Source organism: Robertmurraya sp. GLU-23 (assembly GCF_052983275.1).
In genome coordinates this window covers 115,094-131,411 of record NZ_JBRKCV010000013.1, presented here as the reverse complement: position 1 = coordinate 131,411, position 16,318 = coordinate 115,094, and the positions used below count along the sequence as shown (strand labels likewise).

The 16,318-nt window shown below is 39.9% G+C and carries 16 protein-coding genes and 1 rRNA gene; 16 read left to right on the top strand and 1 reads right to left on the bottom strand.

Annotated features, from left to right (window positions below):
• Positions 1-177: 177 nt before the first annotated feature.
• The 3 genes from rrf to ACVBAX_RS18590 all read left to right on the top strand — a co-directional run bounded on the left by rrf (position 178) and on the right by ACVBAX_RS18590 (position 1,339).
• Positions 178-293, top strand: a 5S ribosomal RNA gene (gene rrf / locus ACVBAX_RS18600).
• Between the two features lie 271 nt (positions 294-564).
• A complete protein-coding gene (locus ACVBAX_RS18595; protein WP_447118326.1) occupies positions 565-921 on the top strand; it encodes a hypothetical protein in 357 nt (118 codons plus the stop codon).
• A 61-nt stretch (positions 922-982) separates the two neighbouring features.
• Entirely contained in the window at positions 983-1,339 is a 357-nt protein-coding gene (locus tag ACVBAX_RS18590) for a hypothetical protein (RefSeq protein ID WP_447118325.1), read from the top strand.
• 179 nt (positions 1,340-1,518) lie between these two features.
• Here ACVBAX_RS18590 and ACVBAX_RS18585 read toward each other — a convergent pair whose 3' ends face one another.
• The gene (locus ACVBAX_RS18585) at positions 1,519-2,271 is read right to left on the bottom strand and encodes a MurR/RpiR family transcriptional regulator (RefSeq protein WP_447118324.1); all 753 of its coding nucleotides are present in this window, start codon (positions 2,269-2,271) and stop codon (positions 1,519-1,521) included.
• Between the two features lie 197 nt (positions 2,272-2,468).
• On the opposite strand from ACVBAX_RS18585, the gene ACVBAX_RS18580 reads away from it, so the two are divergent.
• The 13 genes from ACVBAX_RS18580 to mgrA all read left to right on the top strand — a co-directional run bounded on the left by ACVBAX_RS18580 (position 2,469) and on the right by mgrA (position 16,286).
• On the top strand, positions 2,469-3,797 hold the full coding sequence (locus ACVBAX_RS18580) for a 6-phospho-beta-glucosidase (protein WP_447118323.1): 1,329 nt from the start codon (positions 2,469-2,471) through the stop codon (positions 3,795-3,797).
• Positions 3,798-3,917: 120 nt separating this feature from the next.
• Positions 3,918-4,520: a YczE/YyaS/YitT family protein gene (locus ACVBAX_RS18575; RefSeq protein ID WP_447118322.1), complete on the top strand. Its 603-nt coding sequence runs from the start codon at positions 3,918-3,920 to the stop codon at positions 4,518-4,520.
• A 207-nt stretch (positions 4,521-4,727) separates the two neighbouring features.
• Positions 4,728-5,204: a hypothetical protein gene (locus tag ACVBAX_RS18570; RefSeq protein ID WP_447118321.1), complete on the top strand. Its 477-nt coding sequence runs from the start codon at positions 4,728-4,730 to the stop codon at positions 5,202-5,204.
• A complete protein-coding gene (locus ACVBAX_RS18565; protein ID WP_447118320.1) occupies positions 5,188-6,537 on the top strand; it encodes a 4Fe-4S binding protein in 1,350 nt (449 codons plus the stop codon). The genes ACVBAX_RS18570 and ACVBAX_RS18565 overlap by 17 nt, the downstream gene beginning before the upstream one ends.
• A 123-nt stretch (positions 6,538-6,660) precedes the next feature.
• Complete coding sequence (gene nagA, locus ACVBAX_RS18560; RefSeq protein WP_447118319.1) at positions 6,661-7,851, top strand: N-acetylglucosamine-6-phosphate deacetylase; 1,191 nt, start codon at positions 6,661-6,663, stop codon at positions 7,849-7,851.
• A gap of 3 nt (positions 7,852-7,854) precedes the next feature.
• A complete protein-coding gene (gene nagB, locus ACVBAX_RS18555) occupies positions 7,855-8,604 on the top strand; it encodes a glucosamine-6-phosphate deaminase (protein ID WP_447118334.1) in 750 nt (249 codons plus the stop codon).
• Positions 8,597-9,319, top strand: coding sequence for a GntR family transcriptional regulator (locus ACVBAX_RS18550; RefSeq protein ID WP_447118318.1), 723 nt, complete (start codon positions 8,597-8,599; stop codon positions 9,317-9,319). Before nagB ends, ACVBAX_RS18550 begins: the two co-directional genes overlap by 8 nt.
• A gap of 18 nt (positions 9,320-9,337) precedes the next feature.
• The gene (locus tag ACVBAX_RS18545; protein ID WP_447118317.1) at positions 9,338-10,087 is read left to right on the top strand and encodes an SIS domain-containing protein; all 750 of its coding nucleotides are present in this window, start codon (positions 9,338-9,340) and stop codon (positions 10,085-10,087) included.
• A 33-nt stretch (positions 10,088-10,120) separates the two neighbouring features.
• Positions 10,121-11,566 (top strand): N-acetylglucosamine-specific PTS transporter subunit IIBC, encoded by a 1,446-nt coding sequence (nagE, locus tag ACVBAX_RS18540; protein ID WP_430775221.1) that lies wholly within the window; start codon positions 10,121-10,123, stop codon positions 11,564-11,566.
• Positions 11,567-11,746: 180 nt separating this feature from the next.
• Positions 11,747-12,946 (top strand): MFS transporter, encoded by a 1,200-nt coding sequence (locus ACVBAX_RS18535; protein ID WP_447118316.1) that lies wholly within the window; start codon positions 11,747-11,749, stop codon positions 12,944-12,946.
• A 144-nt stretch (positions 12,947-13,090) separates the two neighbouring features.
• The gene (locus ACVBAX_RS18530) at positions 13,091-14,053 is read left to right on the top strand and encodes a 2-hydroxyacid dehydrogenase (RefSeq protein ID WP_447118315.1); all 963 of its coding nucleotides are present in this window, start codon (positions 13,091-13,093) and stop codon (positions 14,051-14,053) included.
• A gap of 38 nt (positions 14,054-14,091) precedes the next feature.
• On the top strand, positions 14,092-15,342 hold the full coding sequence (locus ACVBAX_RS18525; protein WP_447118314.1) for a sugar efflux transporter: 1,251 nt from the start codon (positions 14,092-14,094) through the stop codon (positions 15,340-15,342).
• The gene (gene mgrA / locus ACVBAX_RS18520) at positions 15,267-16,286 is read left to right on the top strand and encodes an L-glyceraldehyde 3-phosphate reductase (protein WP_447118313.1); all 1,020 of its coding nucleotides are present in this window, start codon (positions 15,267-15,269) and stop codon (positions 16,284-16,286) included. Before ACVBAX_RS18525 ends, mgrA begins: the two co-directional genes overlap by 76 nt.
• Positions 16,287-16,318 lie beyond the last annotated feature (32 nt).

Genomic DNA, 16,318 nt, shown 5'->3' with positions numbered 1-16,318 from the left:
GCTTGGTTAGTCCCGACAGGCATAAGACGAAGACTGTAAGAGGTCCTGACCTCTGGAAGGCTTTGGCTTATGACCCCGAGGGACTAGCCGCCGGAGCTCGTTTATGCAAAATGATACTCATTCTTTTGACTTTGACACTTTATCTAGTTTTGAAGGAATAACCTTCAAAATTTAAAGTCTGGTGGCGATAGCGAAAAGGTCACACCCGTTCCCATACCGAACACGGAAGTTAAGCTTTTCAGCGCCAATGGTAGTTGAGGGTTTCCCTCTGTGAGAGTAGGACGTCGCCAGGCACCTGATAAAAGAGAGTAGTCAACATGACTGCTCTCTTTTTTTTATAATTATTTGCGGAAGCTTACTTCTTTAGTTTTTGAAAAAGAAGCTCATTAGTGAGGCTAGCAGTTTGAAGGAGTATCTCGAAAAAGGGATACTCTTTTTTTTTTAACAAATATTTTAAATAGCCTTTTTTTAAAACTTTCCACGCTTGTGCTAGGGTGCTTGTCCATGCATCTTTAAGATTAAATAATATATTAATCTTGAGAAAATTATTAGGAGGAATATGGAATGGGCAATATTTGGTTTCCAAGACGTGGTAGTAACAATGAAGAAAACAGGGGGGTGAATAGTAACAGTAGAAGTCGTTCCGACAGCGATAGCAGATCTGATTCAAATGTAGAGTTTGATTTTGAAAATGATAATGAATTAAGAACAGATGTGCAAAACGAAAATGATGTAAAAAATGTTGATAAGAATACGAACGTTGCTAAAATTATTAATTCAGGAAATGCAAGAATCGATCTGGACATTGACGTTGACTCTGATTCTAATGCTCGTGTTCGCTCACGTTCTAGAGCGAATGCAGATTCAGAACAGGATCAAGACAACAATCAAGATGTTGAGCAGGATGTTGAACAAGATTAATTGGAGAATACGGCAAGATTGGATATTCCAATCTTGTCAATTTTACAAAGGAGGGTAGACAATGATTGAAAATCCAGAAGGGAATAGCAAGAGGAATGTCTACCAGTTTCGTAATAAGGGGAGTTCAAAATTAGATAGTAATCAAGCAAGCATTGGACATAGTGGTAATTCAGATGTCGATGTACAAGTGAATATTGATGTAGACACAAGACCTATTGCGTACGCCGTGTTATGTTCTCTTCTTGCAACAAAACAACTGTCCCAATCAGAATTTGAAACAGCAGTAAAAAAAATGGAGGAGCTTACTGGTGGTAATAGTAAGATGAGAAAAACCATAAATGATGATTTAAGTTCTCGTGAACAGGTTCGTAAAAGGGGAGCTTCACAATTACGAATTTTTGGACCTAACTACTTCTAGCTTTTAATTAGTTATAATGAAATGATAAGAACTGTAGAGAAATATCTACGGTTTTTTTGCAAAGTATTCTATGAATGAAATAAGGAACTTTAAACATAGTTGTTCGTAGTAATAAAATATAGAAATAATATAAAAAAGTGCTCCAAGCTTATTGCTTGGAGCTATTTTGTGAAAATCTATTACATAGGAGGGGTTTCCTCGTAGTTTTTCTTCCTACCCAACTCATATACGAGTCGAGCAGTTTCTTCTAATATATATATTACGGGAATTTGTGTTGTTATATTAGAGTGGTCTACAAATTCTTCAGAGACGTAATAAGAAATATTCACATCAGCTAATTTGGCGATTGTGGATTGACGATTGTTGGTAATGCTTATAATTTTGCTGCCTTTTCCTTTTAACTGGTGGATATGAGAGATGGTGTAGTTTCCTTCACCTGAAACAGAAAGGGCAATGGTGATACTATTATTCAAGTTTGCGTGAATCGGCATAAATGGATCTTTAATATACATGGAGAACTTCCCTAAGCTTGAAAAATATCTTGCTCCGTACTCCGCAAGTATTCCAGAACTACCAATCCCGATAAAAATTACGCTATCTGCTTTGGCAATTACCTCTGCTGCTTCCTCTAATTTCGAAGTGAATCTTTCATTTTGCGTTCGTTCAAAAAACTCTGCTAACACATGTTGGCTACTTTTTATGCTTGGCTCGTTTTTTTCATCAATTAATAGCTTTAGTTTTACTTTAAACTCGGAAAACCCTTCGCAATTTAATTTCCTGCAAAAACGCATGATCGTTGAGGTGGATACATGGGTTTCATCTGCTAGATCGCGGATGCGCATGTAGACCACTTTCTCTTTATTTTGTGTTATGTAGTTGTAAAGTAGCATCTCTAGTTCGTTGAATGTTGCAATTACCTCATTCGTAAACAAAGCCTTCTCTCCCTTACATATTCCCGCTTTTCTTCACTTTTAATATTATACACTAACAGAGAAACACAGTGTTATTTTTATGGAACAAATGCCTTTTCGTGTGAAACAAATCAAACGCTTCCAAAACTATATTCAAAAGTTCAATTCCCCTCTAAAATAGGTATTAGTAAAACAGTACTTAATTAGGAGGATGAACAATGAGTAAAGGTATTAAGATCGTCACAATTGGCGGAGGTTCAAGTTATACTCCAGAATTAATCGAAGGATTTATTAAAAGATACGATGAGCTACCAGTAAGAGAACTTTGGTTAGTTGATATAGAAGCAGGGAAAGAAAAGTTAGAAATCGTAGGAAATCTTGCTAAGCGCATGGTTGCTAAAGCAGGTGTTCCAATGGAGATTCATCTAACTCTAGATAGAAGAGAAGCGTTAAAAGGTGCAGATTTCGTCACAACTCAATTCCGTGTAGGTCTACTTGACGCTCGTGCGAAAGATGAAAGAATTCCTTTAAAATATAACGTAATTGGTCAAGAAACTAACGGTCCTGGTGGACTTTTCAAAGGTCTTCGTACGATTCCTATCATCCTTGAAATTTGTAAGGATATTGAAGAGCTTTGCCCGAACGCATGGTTAATCAACTTCACAAATCCAGCTGGTATGGTAACAGAGGCTGTACTACGCCACAGCAATATTAAAAAAGTAGTGGGTCTGTGTAATGTTCCAATCGGTATGAGAATGGGAATTGCAAAGGCATTGAAAGTTGAGCCTGAGCGGGTACATGTGGACTTTGCTGGTCTAAACCACATGGTATACGGATTAAATGTATACCTTGACGGTGTAAGTGTAATGGATCAAGTAATTGAAGCAATGGCTGATCCAGAAAATGCAATGACTATGAAGAATATTTCAGGTCTATCATGGGAGCCTGACTTCATCAAAGGTGTAGGGGTTATTCCATGTGGATACCACCGTTATTACTACAAAACAGGTGAAATGCTTGAAGAAGAACATGAAAAAGCAGCAGCAGAAGGTACACGTGCAGAAGTAGTTCAAGCTCTTGAAAAAGATCTATTCGAACTATACAAAGATCCAAACCTAGACATCAAGCCACCACAATTAGAAAAGCGTGGCGGAGCATACTACAGTGACGCTGCATGTAACTTAATCAACTCAATCTACAATGACAAGCGTGATATCCAACCAGTAAACACTCGTAACAACGGAGCGATCGCTAGCATTGAAGATGACTCAGCTGTAGAAGTAAACTGTATCATTACAAAAGAGGGTCCTAAGCCAATCGCTGTAGGAGATCTTCCAGTAGCAGTAAGAGGACTTGTACAACAAATCAAGTCTTTCGAAAGAGTGGCAGCAGAAGCAGCTGTAACAGGAGACTACAAGAAAGCCGTTCTTGCATTAACGATTAACCCGCTTGTGCAATCTGATAAGCTTGCTAAGCAAATCGTTGATGAAATGTTAGAAGCTCACAAAGAGCATTTACCACAATTCTTCACGAAAGTTGAAGCATAAAAGCACGATATGAAATGCTCTGGGGCATATCGTTCCAGAGCTTTTTCTATGGAAAAAATTAATTTACCTCTTTCTACACCGGATAATGACGGATGAGAGCAGGTTATGGAGGAACTAGTGATGTTAAAGAAAACATCCTTCTTTTTTATTGGGTTAGTGATTGCGTGTTTAGGAGTAGGCTTAATTATTAAGTCCGGTGTAGGAGCAGGACCTTGGGATGCATTTTTTGTGGGAATTGTCGCTAAATTAGGCCTCACCGTTGGAATTTGGGTTATGCTCATCCAGGCATTTTATTTAGTGTTTAATTCTATCTTATCAAAGAAACGAATTCAGTTTGAATCAGTAATTACGGTACTTTTATGGGGAGTAATTATTGATTTTCAAATGGGTGTTACCTTGAAGAATGTACAACTCACAGAGGCTGTATGGACAATGCAATGGGGAGCCTTCCTAGCTGGAATCGTTCTTACGGGTATTGGAATCGGAATCTATTTAACCTCTAAATTTCCAACCATGCCGTATGATGGTACGATGCTTATTATAAGTGAGCGATTTCATATTACATTAAATGTATCTCGGACCATTTTAGAGGGGATTGGCTTAGCTTTTGCGTGGATTGTTGGCGGACCGATTGGTTTAGGAACTGTGATTATTATGTTGATGATTGGACCACTCATTCAAATTTGCACGCGCTACTCTACTCTCATCTATGAAAAAATATAATTCAATTTCTAGGAGCTCCTACTTTTGTTAGGGCTCCTTTTCTTATGTGCAGTATTGTCAAGGAGTATCTAAATGTATGTCGAATCCAGAGTGATATACCACATCTACTGTTCTCAAATTCTACAAACAATCTACATAAATTCTGCATATCCTCCGATTACATTTTATCTAAGAAATTATTCAATACTTTCGGAGGTAAAATTCTATATGAAAAAATGGAAATCCGCTCTTTTTGCCATACTGTTCCTATTTTTCACAAACCATTCAGCAGCACTTGCACATGAAGGGAATGAACAAGAGACAGAAAACTACTTAAAGGACATCTCCACTAACGAACATGATCATTCAGACACCGAAGAGGAAGTCACGGACTCACACGATTCTCACGAGATAGAAGGAAGTACACATGAGACTGAGGGTTCCAGTTCACACGACTCTCATGAAACAGATGCCACATCCAATCATGGCAGCGAAAATCATTCTGAAACCACCGTTGATGAAGGTGGCCATGATGACTCCAGCTCCCATAACGAAGAGGGTGCACATGGTACGTTCACCGGAGAAGAGACAGGACCTAACTACATCGTATTATCGAGTTTTGCATCAATAAATGCCGGATTCCTTCTAATTGGTATTTGGAACAAAGTTAGAAAGAGAGGAAACAATCATGGCCTTAACAAATAAGAAATCTTCTATCGATTTATTGTCGATTCCGATAATAAAGAAGTTTATTAAAAGCAAATGGTATCCAGGTATTTTTCAATGGGTGGTGTTAGTTTTCTTCTCTGTTATCGTGGTAGAGTTAGTAGCAGGGACGGTGAATCCACATCGTAACTTTGGAACAACGATGACGTGGGTGTTATGGTGGCCGATTATTCCGATCTTATTTATAGCCATGGGCCGTTTTTGGTGCGCTATCTGTCCATTTGGAAAACTGAGTGATATCATTCGAAAAATGGTAGGAAGTGAGAGGCCCATGCCAAAGTTTTTAAGAAAGTATGGAATATGGCTAATCGACTTATTCTTCATTGCCATTACGTATAGCGATCATGTATGGGGAATTGTGGAGTCACCTCGTGGATCAGGGTATTTGCTGCTTTTACTTATCACAATGGTGGTTGCCACATCCGTCTTTTATGAAAGAAGAACGTTTTGTAAAACGCTTTGCTTTTTAGGAGGATTAGCAGGGAATTACTCTCGATCAGGAGCGTTAGAACTAAGAGGAACAGCCGATATTTGCAGAACGTGTAAGACACAAAGCTGCTTTAAGGGGAGTGAACAAGCGGAAGGGTGTCCGATGTTTCAGTTCGTTCGAACCATGGATTCGAGTGCGGAATGTAATATTTGCGGAAACTGTGTGAAAAATTGCCCGAATGATTCAATCAAGTTACATGTACGTGTTCCAACAAAAGAGCTTTGGAGTCTCAAAAATCCCAAGCTTGAGCATGCCTCACTGGCAGCTGTGATCATGGGAATTGTGTTTGTACAAAACATCACGATGCTTGAAATATGGGGACAAATTCTCGAAACAATATCTATTGTGACGGGTACTTCTAATTATGTTGTCAATTTTACGATTGCCTTTATCATCTCCATGGCGCTTCCAATTTTACTATTATTAGGTGCAGCCAAACTGGCAACCTTATTAGGTATGCCTAATACGATCAAGAAAAACTTTATTCTTTTTGGATATGCCTTTATTCCGCTTGATCTTGCCGGGCATCTTGGACATAATCTGTTCCATATCATCACAGAAGGAAAAGCAATCTGGTTTAATTCACTTGCCTTTATCGGGAAAGAGGTTACAAGTGGGGACTTAAGTTTGGCCTCAACATCAACGGTACAAATGCTTCAATATCTCATCATTACAATAGGATTTTTAGGTTCTTCTTATACGGCATACAAGATGGGGAAAAAGGCAAGTTTTAAAGCTATGATGCCTTACTATGGATTAATGCTGTTACTAGGTATCATCAATATTTACTTATTTTCACTGCCGATGAGTCATCGCGTGTAAAAATAGAGCTGCTGAGCAATCGGCAGCTTTTTTATTTGGTATAAAAATTGGTCTAGACAACTATATGTATAGAGTGATATGATGAACATGCAAAAAAGGTCTATAAGAAAGAAGGTAGAGAGGATGACTTCTTCTCATTCACCCCTTTTATTAAAAGGGATGAGAGTGTTTTCAGAGCAGGGCATTATTGAAAGCGGTTATATTAAGACTAGTAATCAAAAAATAGTAGAAGTAGGATCACTCGAGATGTTACCTGAAGAAAGTGGATTCGAAGTGATTGAACTTCCTCCTCATTTTAATCTTCTCCCTGGCTTTATCGATGTGCATATTCACGGAGCCAATGGTGCAGATGTCATGGATGCTACCGAGGATGCCTTATATACGATGGCAACTTCTCTTCCACGTGAAGGAACAACGAGCTTCTTGGCCACAACCATGACACAGTCTCATGAAAAGATTGAAAATGCCTTAGAAGCAGCTGGTGCATATATCAGAAGCAATCAAGTAACACCACAAGCAGAAATTCTAGGTATCCATCTCGAAGGACCATTTGTGAATCCTGACAAAGCTGGTGCGCAGCCTGTGGAACATATGCTGCATCCAAATACCGAGCTGTTTAAAAAATGGCAAGCCCTTTCAAAAGATACGATCAAACTGGTTACCCTTGCTTCCGAGCTTCCTGGTGGATTGGAGCTTATCAAATATTTAAGTGACCACCATATTATTGCCTCCATTGGTCATTCAGATGCAACCTTTGAAGAAGTAAAGGAAGCAGTAGAAGCAGGTTCTACTCATGTTACCCATCTGTTTAATCAAATGAGAGGGTTGCATCATCGGGAGCCTGGTTTAGCTGGAGCAGCACTTTTATTAGAAGAGTTAAAGACCGAGTTAATTGTTGATGGTATTCATGTTCATCCAGAAATGGTTCGATTTGCTTTTCAGCAAAAGAAGAAGCATGGTCTGATCTTAATCACAGACTCTATGAGAGCCAAATGCCTGAAAAATGGAGTGTATGAACTTGGTGGTCAAGATGTGTATGTGAACGATGAAATGGCGACGCTTTCAGATGGAACACTAGCAGGCAGTATATTAGAAACCCAACGTGCTGTGAAAAATATGATCACATACACGAATTGTACGCTTGAGGATGTTGTGCATATGGCATCGATTAACCCTGCAAAGCAATTAAACGTCTACGACAGAAAAGGAAGCATTACCGTTGGAAAGGATGCTGACTTTGTCATTTTAGATGGAGATCTTGATGTGAAAATGACAGTTTGTCGGGGAGCGATTGCATTTCAGAGAAAGGAATAGATGATGAAACTAATTGAAGTAAAAAACTATGAGCATATGTGTGAACTAGCAGCAAGTTATATCAGTGAGAAGGTCCGAGCTAATCCAAACATTACGCTTGGTTTAGCAACAGGGGGAACACCTCTAGGGACGTATGAAAAGCTGATTGAGGATTATAAGCGTGGAAAAACATCTTACAAACAAGTTGTGAGCTTTAACCTGGACGAATATATTGGGTTAACAGGACAGAATCCGAATAGCTACCGTTACTATATGAATGATCATTTTTTTAATCATATTGATATTAATCTGAAGAATACCTTTGTGCCAAATGGAACAGCGGAAGATTTACAGCAAGAGTGTCAAAATTACGATGAGCAAATTCTAGCAAAAGGCGGAATCGATCTTCAGTTATTGGGAATCGGGTCTAACGGTCATATTGGGTTTAATGAACCGGGTGCTTCTTTTGAATCGTATACGCATGTGGTGGAATTAGCTGAGTCAACTAGAGAAGCAAACTCGATCTATTTTGAGACAATGGAGGACGTGCCGAAAAAGGCCGTCACCATGGGGATTGCTTCGATTATGAAGAGCAAGGAAATTCTCTTACTAATATCAGGAGAGCATAAGCATGATGCGCTAGCCAAACTATTGACGGGAGATTTGACCGAGCAGTTTCCGGCGTCCATCTTAAAGCAACATCCTTCTGTCACTATCATTGCAGATGAAGCTGCGATTGGAAATTTAAAGATAAAGGAAGTTACGTATGATTAATAAAAACTCGCCTATTCCCATCTATTATCAGTTGGAGGAGCTGATAAAGGACCAAATTGAAAAAGGGGATTTGAAGACTGGAGATGCCCTTCCACCGGAACGGGAATATGCGGAAACTTACCAAATTAGTCGAATGACGGTTCGCCAAGCATTCACAAAGCTAGTGAATGACGGGTACTTATATCGACTCCAAGGGAAAGGTACCTTTGTAGCAGAAAGAAAGGTAGAGCAAGGACTGCATGGGCTAACAAGCTTTACCGAGGATATGAGGGCAAGGGGGTTGGAGCCGGGAAGCCAGCTGATAAACTTCGAGGTCATTCCAGCACCTGTTCGTATCGCAAAATATCTATCTATTGAGGAAAGTAGTCCTGTATACGAAATCAAACGAATTCGTCTCGCTGACCAGGTGCCAATGGCGCTTGAAACTACCTATATATCCGCAGAAAAGGTAAAGGGCCTGACAAAAGAGATTGTGAATCGTTCGTTGTATGAGTATATCGAGGGTACGTTAGGTTTTAAAATTGATCATGCAAGACAAATTATTGAATCGTCGGTGGCGAATCAAATTGAATCAGAGTATTTAAGCATCAAAGAGGGTGCACCAATCATGCTGATTCAGAGAAACACATATCTTGAAGATGAAACCCCCATTGAAGTGGTGAAGTCCTCTTACCGAGCAGATCGCTACAAGTTTATGATCGACATGAAGAGATAGAAGGGGAGGTGAGAGAACATGATGAAAGAGTATTTTCAAAAACTGAGAGACGTACTCGATGAGGTTGAAAATGAGGAACAGGGAAAAATGAAAGAAGCGGCTCATGAGATTGCTCGATGTATCCAAAATGATGGCATCATCCATGTGTTTGGCTCTGGACACTCCCATATGCTCGCAGAGGAACTCTTTTACCGCGCAGGTGGACTCGCTCCGATTAGCCCGATTCTCATAGAAGATTTGATGTTGCATAAAGGAGCGGTTGAATCATCTAATCTAGAAAAAAAGAGTGGTCTAGCAAAAAAACATCTAACTTCTAGCAATATTCTAGCAGGTGATATCGTTATCGTGGCTTCTACTTCTGGAAGAAATCCCGTTCCGATTGAAGTGGCTGAAATTGCGAGGGAGAGAGGTGCGTATGTCATTGCGATTACTTCCCCTCGTTATGCAGCCACACAAGCTTCTAGGCATGAAAGTGGAAAGTATTTGTTTGAGATGGCTGATTTGACCATTGATAATCACATAGAAATTGGCGATACCCTTCTGCAACATCCAAAGAGTACAAGTGGGTTTAGCTCTGGTTCTTCCATTATCGGTATGACGATCGTGAATGCGATCATGGCTGAAACCGTTCAGCGGATGCTTGAAGAGGGAAAAGAGCCGCCCGTGTTTTTAAGCAATAATGCAAACGATGCTGGTTTGCATAATCAACAATTAATTGATCGCTACAAAGAAAGAATCCCTATGTTAGTAAGAAATTTATATAAATAACTTTTTGAGGAGAAAGAGGAGGGAAACAAAATGGTGATGAAGTATTTACAAAAAATTGGTCGTTCACTTATGCTTCCTGTGGCCGTTTTACCAGCCGCAGCCATTCTGATGGGGATTGGTTATTGGATAGACCCCTCTGGGTGGGGAGCAGGTAGTCCAGTTGCAGCGTTCCTGATTAAAGCAGGAGGATCCATCATTGATAATATGGCCATTCTCTTTGCGGTTGGGGTTGCCCTAGGAATGTCTAAGGATAAAGATGGATCTGCTGCCCTAAGTGGTCTCGTTGCGTATTTGGTTGTTACAACCTTGCTTTCAACGAACGCTGTGGCGATGCTTCAAGGGATTGATCCAGCAGATGTAAATGCCGCGTTTGGAAAGATTGGGAATCAATTTATTGGTATTTTATCTGGGTTAGTCGCAGCGTTTGCTTACAATCGTTTTAGTCATGTAAAGCTGCCAGATGCCCTTGCCTTTTTTAGTGGAAAACGTCTCGTACCAATTATGACGGCTGTGTCAATGTTAGTGGTATCATTAGTTCTTTTCTTTGCATGGCCAGTTATATTCACTGGGTTGGTTTCATTTGGGACAGCATTCAGTAAGCTTGATTTTATCGGAGCAGGATTGTATGGCTTCTTTAACCGTTTGTTAATTCCAACGGGGTTACACCACGCACTCAACTCTGTATTCTGGTTTGATGTGGCTGGCATTAACGATATCGGTAACTTCTGGTCTGGAAATGGAACAAAAGGAACTACAGGTATGTACCAAGCTGGATTCTTCCCAGTCATGATGTTTGGTTTACCAGCCGCAGCCCTTGCCATGTATCATACAGCGAAAACCGCTCGTAAAAAGCAAGTAGCTTCCTTAATGCTTGCAGCAGGATTTGCTTCATTCTTTACTGGGGTAACAGAACCGTTAGAATTCGCATTTATGTTCGTGGCACCAATGTTATATGTAGTTCACGCGGTGTTAACGGGAATTTCTTTAGCTGTGGCAGCGTTTTTCCACTGGACAGCTGGATTTGGCTTTAGTGCTGGTTTCGTTGACTTTGTATTAAGCTCAAGATTGCCACTAGCTAACCAACCATATATGCTTCTTGTGCAAGGATTAGTATTTGCAGCTATTTATTATTTCTTATTCCGCTTCTTAATTACAAAGTTCAATTTAATGACTCCTGGTCGTGAAGAAGAAACAGAGGAAACAGGAGAGGCCGTAGCGACTGGTCGTGATAAGTTCGCACAAATGGCCGCTGTTATTTACGAAGGTTTAGGGGGAGATGCCAATGTTACTTCGGTAGACAATTGCGTCACTCGTCTTCGCATAGAGGTAAAGGATATGGGAGCTGTTGACCAAGCGAAAATTAAATCAACAGGCATTCCAGGGATCAATATTGTCGGGCAAAACAGTATTCAAGTCATCGTCGGAACCCAAGTGCAGTTCGTTGCCGATGAAGTTGATAAAATTCGTAAGAACAAGTAAATATAAATGAATATTGTCAAAAAAACTGTAAACAGCGAATGTTTACGGTTTTTTTTGGTTAAATTTTAGTAAAGTCGGTTTTTAGCGTACATTTTTAAGAATGTTTGGTGGTATACTTAGGTGTATTTGAGGCGAGATATATGGTTTACCTACTTCTCGCAGGGAGATGGAGGTGCGCAAGTGAGCGCAGAACAAAGGAAAAAATTAATTGTACTTATGATAAATATGTTTATAGCAATTGGGAGCTTCGGTATTATTATCCCAATTTTGCCTGCATATTTGCAATCGATTGGACAGGGAGGAACAGCAGCCGGTCTAATGATAGCGATTTTTGCTGGAGCACAGCTTATTTTCTCACCGATTGCCGGAAAATGGACGGATCAATACGGTCGAAGAAAAATGATTATTTACGGACTAGTTGGATTAACAGCATCGATGTTTATTTTTTATGTCGTTGATACCATTTGGTGGTTATATTTTTCAAGGGTAATCGGTGGAATTGGTGCAGCCCTTCTTGTACCTGCCATATTTGCGTATGTTGCAGACATTACAACGATGGAGCAGCGTGCCAAAGGAAACAGTTTGATCTCAGCTGCTATGTCACTTGGAATTGTGATTGGACCAGGGATTGGTGGCTTTTTAACGGAATACGGATTAAAAGTACCGTTCCTAATCTCTGCGATTGTTTCGCTAGTAGCAGTTATATTCTCAATTATTGTTCTAAAAGAAAGTCAACAGGAACAAGCTGAAGGCATTCATTATGATGATGAATCGATGGCAAAAAAGCTTGTTCGATCAGTAAAGATGCCTTATTTTATTCCATTAGTGATTACCCTCGTTATGAGCTTTGGATTAATGGCTTATGAATCCGTACTAGGATTGTTTGTTGATAATGAGTTTGGTGCGTCTCCTCAGGAAATTGCCTTAATGATTACAGCAACAGGCATCATCAGTACGATTGTTCAATTGTTTGTTGTTGATCGATTGGTGGTAAACCTTGGGGAAGAGAAGGTCCTAAATATCTTTTTAGGAGTTGCCACAGTAGGGTTTTTGTTATCGATTTTTGCATCAAGCTATGTGCTGTTCTTTGGTATCACTTTAATCATCTTCTTAGCAACGTCTATTCTACGTCCAGTGTTAAACACCCTTATTTCAAAGCTTGCTGGTCATGAACAAGGTTTTGCCATGGGGATGAACAACGCGTATATGAGTATCGGGAATATTCTTGGACCAACACTTGCTGGGCTACTTTATGATGTGAATATCATTTACCCATTTGTATTAGGTTTAATATTATTACTGTTCACATTGATGACTACAATGATTTGGGTGAAACGCTCACCGAAACAACCGAAATTGGGCACACCTGAAAAGGTTTAATAAAACAAGATTTCAACTCGCTCCCCTAATGGTGAAGCGAGTTTTCTTATGGTTTAATATAGATTAGGAAGCACAACGGGAGTAAAGGGAGATAGCCCTAAGGTGTTAGTATTGTATTAGAATCTGAAAGGAGAGAGGCCACACTTGAAGCCGACGGTCTTTATCACAAGAAAAATTCCCGATCAAATCATTCAAAGGATAGAAGAGTATTGCGTGATTCGAATGTGGGAGGAAGTAGATATTCCTGTACCTAGAGACGTGTTAGAAAAAGAAATTCAGGAAGTGGATGGGTTATTTTGTTTGTTAACCGACAGCATCGATCAAGCTTTATTAGAAAAGGCAAAAAGATTAAAGGTAGTTAGTAATATGGCGGTAGGCTTTAACAATATAGATATTGAAGAAGCAAAGTTAAAAGGAATTACTGTTACTAATACTCCCGGGGTATTAACAGAAACAACTGCCGATTTAACATTTGCGTTATTAATGGCAACAGCACGTAGATTAATAGAGTCATCTTCTTATTTGCGAAAGGGGGACTGGAAAACATGGTCTCCTATGCAATTGACTGGTCAAGATGTGTACGGAGCAACAATAGGAATCATCGGTATGGGGAGGATTGGAGCTGCTTTGGTAAAAAGAGCCCAGGGCTTTGACATGAAAATCCTCTATCATAATCGTTCTCGGAAGCTGGATCTCGAAAAGAAGTTTTCTATCACCTATGTTGAAATGGATCAGTTATTAAATGAATCTGATTTTGTTTGTATTATGACACCTTATACTCCGGAAACGAAACATTTGATTGGAGCAAAAGAATTAGCTTTAATGAAAAGCAATGCCATTTTAATCAATACCGCACGTGGTGGCATTGTAAATGAGGATGCCTTGTTTGATGCTTTGCAGTCGGGCCAGATTTGGGCAGCTGGATTGGATGTATTTGAGGAAGAACCCGTTCCCCGAAATCATCGGTTATTAACACTGCCTAATGTAGTGACTCTTCCTCATATAGGGAGCGCGAGCATAAAAACGAGACTTCAAATGGCCCATCTAGCAACAGATAATTTATTATTAGCATTAAATAATCAAACACCGAAACATGTAGTTGTATAAAAGTTATAGCTTCATAGTCCAACAGAAGGATTGATGATATGAAAAAGAACGTAATTACCGCAACAAAGGAAAAGGTACTATTTATTTGGAAAATTCCATCCTTACCAGTCCTTTTTTTAATTAACACCATCCTTGGTTTTTCCACTTCCTTCTTTATTCCCTATTCATCTCTTTTCGGTATTGATGAAGTCGGAATGAGTAACGCAGCATTTGGTGTCTTTATGACCGTGCTGGCATTAGGTGGAGTTACCATCAGCAGTTCATTGGCAAAGTTATCAGATACAAAGCTTAGTAGAAGATACCTGCTTATCCTCACTACCTTCGCTGGGGTGATTGGGTATATATTATTTGCTTACTTACGGAATTATTTTGCTTTGTCTGTAACCGCATTCTTTTTATTAGGGGCATCAGCAGCTGCTGTTCCACAATTATGGGCATATGCAAGAGATGCTTTAAAAGAGGCAGCTATCCCAGCGGAAGATACGCCTTTTATCATGAATATATTTCGAATGTTTTTTGCTTTGGCTTGGACGGTGGGACCTGCTCTAGGGGCCTGGCTCCTAATATTGGTTGACTTCAAAGGGTTGTTTTTATTCGTAGCTACAGGGTACTTGCTTGCTTTTCTAACAGTTGTGTTTTTATTACAGGAAGTGTCAAAACAGAAGATTGTGAGCCAAGAGGCATTGTCGGTGAAAAAATCGATCATCAAACCGCATATTTTTGCCAATCTAGCTGCGGCACTATTGTTATCGACAGCGACTTCTATTCATATGTTAAATGTGCCTCAATTTGTTACGAAGGTACTTCATGGAACGGAAATGGATGTTGGTTTAATTTTTAGTGTGCCACCGATTTTTGAAGTTCCGATGATGATTGGGCTAGGTTTACTAGCCACAAGAATGGATGTTGCATTGCTTGTGAAAATTGGATTTGTCACTGCCTTTACGTATTTTCTTTTATTTAATTTTGTTACCGAGCCTTGGCAAATCTATCCTTTGCAGATTTTAAGTGCCGCACAGGTTTCCATTACGTCTGGGATTGCTATTTCATATTTTCAGGATTTTATGCCAGAAGCACCGGGAACAGCAACGACTCTTTACATGAACACAACACAGATTGGATCTACAGTAGGATATTTGTTGTTCGGGCTTATTTCTGAGTTCATCAATTATGACCATATGATTACGGTCTATACTCTATCTGCAGGCTTGGCATGTGTATTTATCGTTCTTTATGGAAAAGAAAGAAGACTGCAAACCACAGCACAATCGAATGCACCGGGTTTATAAATAGTGGCCACTCTGGTCTATTACTCCCTGCCATCTCTCTTGGTTTATGGCATAACTTTGGTGGAGTAGATACATTTGAAAATGGCCGTGCGATGCTAAGAAGAGCATTTGATTTAGGGATTACACATTTTGATCTAGCAAACAACTATGGACCACCGGCAGGTTCGGCTGAAGAGATGTTTGGACAGATGTTAAGAACCGATTTTGCCCCTTACCGGGATGAGATGATCATTTCTTCGAAGGCAGGCTATTATATGTGGCCAGGACCATATGGGAACTGGGGATCGAAGAAGTACTTAATGGCTAGTCTTGATCAAAGTTTAAAACGTATGGGTCTAGATTATGTAGATATTTTCTACTCACACAGACCTGATCCGGATACCCCGCTTGAAGAAACGATGGGGGCACTCGATTTAATGGTTCGCCAAGGAAAGGTACTATATGTAGGAATCTCCAATTATAGTGCAGAGCAATCAGCAGAGGCAATCAGTATATTAAACCGTCTAGGTACGCCGTTAGTTATTCACCAACCAAGCTATTCGATGCTCAATCGTTGGATTGAAAATGGGCTGCAGGATGTTCTTCAGGAAAATGGAGTGGGCTCGATTGCTTTTTGCCCACTCGCTCAAGGTTTACTAACCAATAAGTACCTAACAGGTCTACCTAGTGATTCAAGAGCAGTGAAAGTGACGGGGGCATTAGGTACGGACCAAGTGACCGAGGAAGTAATCAGTCGAGTGCAAAAGTTAAATGCCCTTGCTAGTGAACGAGGACAAAGCCTTGCTCAAATGGCTCTTGCTTGGGTTCTTCGCGGAGGCAGAGTAACCTCTGCATTAATAGGTGCGAGTAAGGTTAGCCAAATTGAGGATAACGTTGCCGCACTCAATCATTTGGAATTTTCCACAGAAGAAATACAACAAATTGAAGATATCTTAAAAAGTTAATACTGACTGTTGATAGCCTGTTGCTCCTATCT

Coding starts and splice junctions, on each gene's coding strand:
- ACVBAX_RS18550 (WP_447118318.1), top strand. CDS start 8,597: ATGATTAATAAAAACTCGCCTATTCCCATCTATTATCAGTTGGAGGAG.
- ACVBAX_RS18590 (WP_447118325.1), top strand. CDS start 983: ATGATTGAAAATCCAGAAGGGAATAGCAAGAGGAATGTCTACCAGTTT.
- ACVBAX_RS18595 (WP_447118326.1), top strand. CDS start 565: ATGGGCAATATTTGGTTTCCAAGACGTGGTAGTAACAATGAAGAAAAC.
- ACVBAX_RS18525 (WP_447118314.1), top strand. CDS start 14,092: ATGAAAAAGAACGTAATTACCGCAACAAAGGAAAAGGTACTATTTATT.
- mgrA (WP_447118313.1), top strand. CDS start 15,267: ATGTGTATTTATCGTTCTTTATGGAAAAGAAAGAAGACTGCAAACCAC.
- ACVBAX_RS18565 (WP_447118320.1), top strand. CDS start 5,188: ATGGCCTTAACAAATAAGAAATCTTCTATCGATTTATTGTCGATTCCG.
- ACVBAX_RS18580 (WP_447118323.1), top strand. CDS start 2,469: ATGAGTAAAGGTATTAAGATCGTCACAATTGGCGGAGGTTCAAGTTAT.
- ACVBAX_RS18570 (WP_447118321.1), top strand. CDS start 4,728: ATGAAAAAATGGAAATCCGCTCTTTTTGCCATACTGTTCCTATTTTTC.
- nagB (WP_447118334.1), top strand. CDS start 7,855: ATGAAACTAATTGAAGTAAAAAACTATGAGCATATGTGTGAACTAGCA.
- ACVBAX_RS18575 (WP_447118322.1), top strand. CDS start 3,918: ATGTTAAAGAAAACATCCTTCTTTTTTATTGGGTTAGTGATTGCGTGT.
- nagA (WP_447118319.1), top strand. CDS start 6,661: ATGACTTCTTCTCATTCACCCCTTTTATTAAAAGGGATGAGAGTGTTT.
- ACVBAX_RS18545 (WP_447118317.1), top strand. CDS start 9,338: ATGATGAAAGAGTATTTTCAAAAACTGAGAGACGTACTCGATGAGGTT.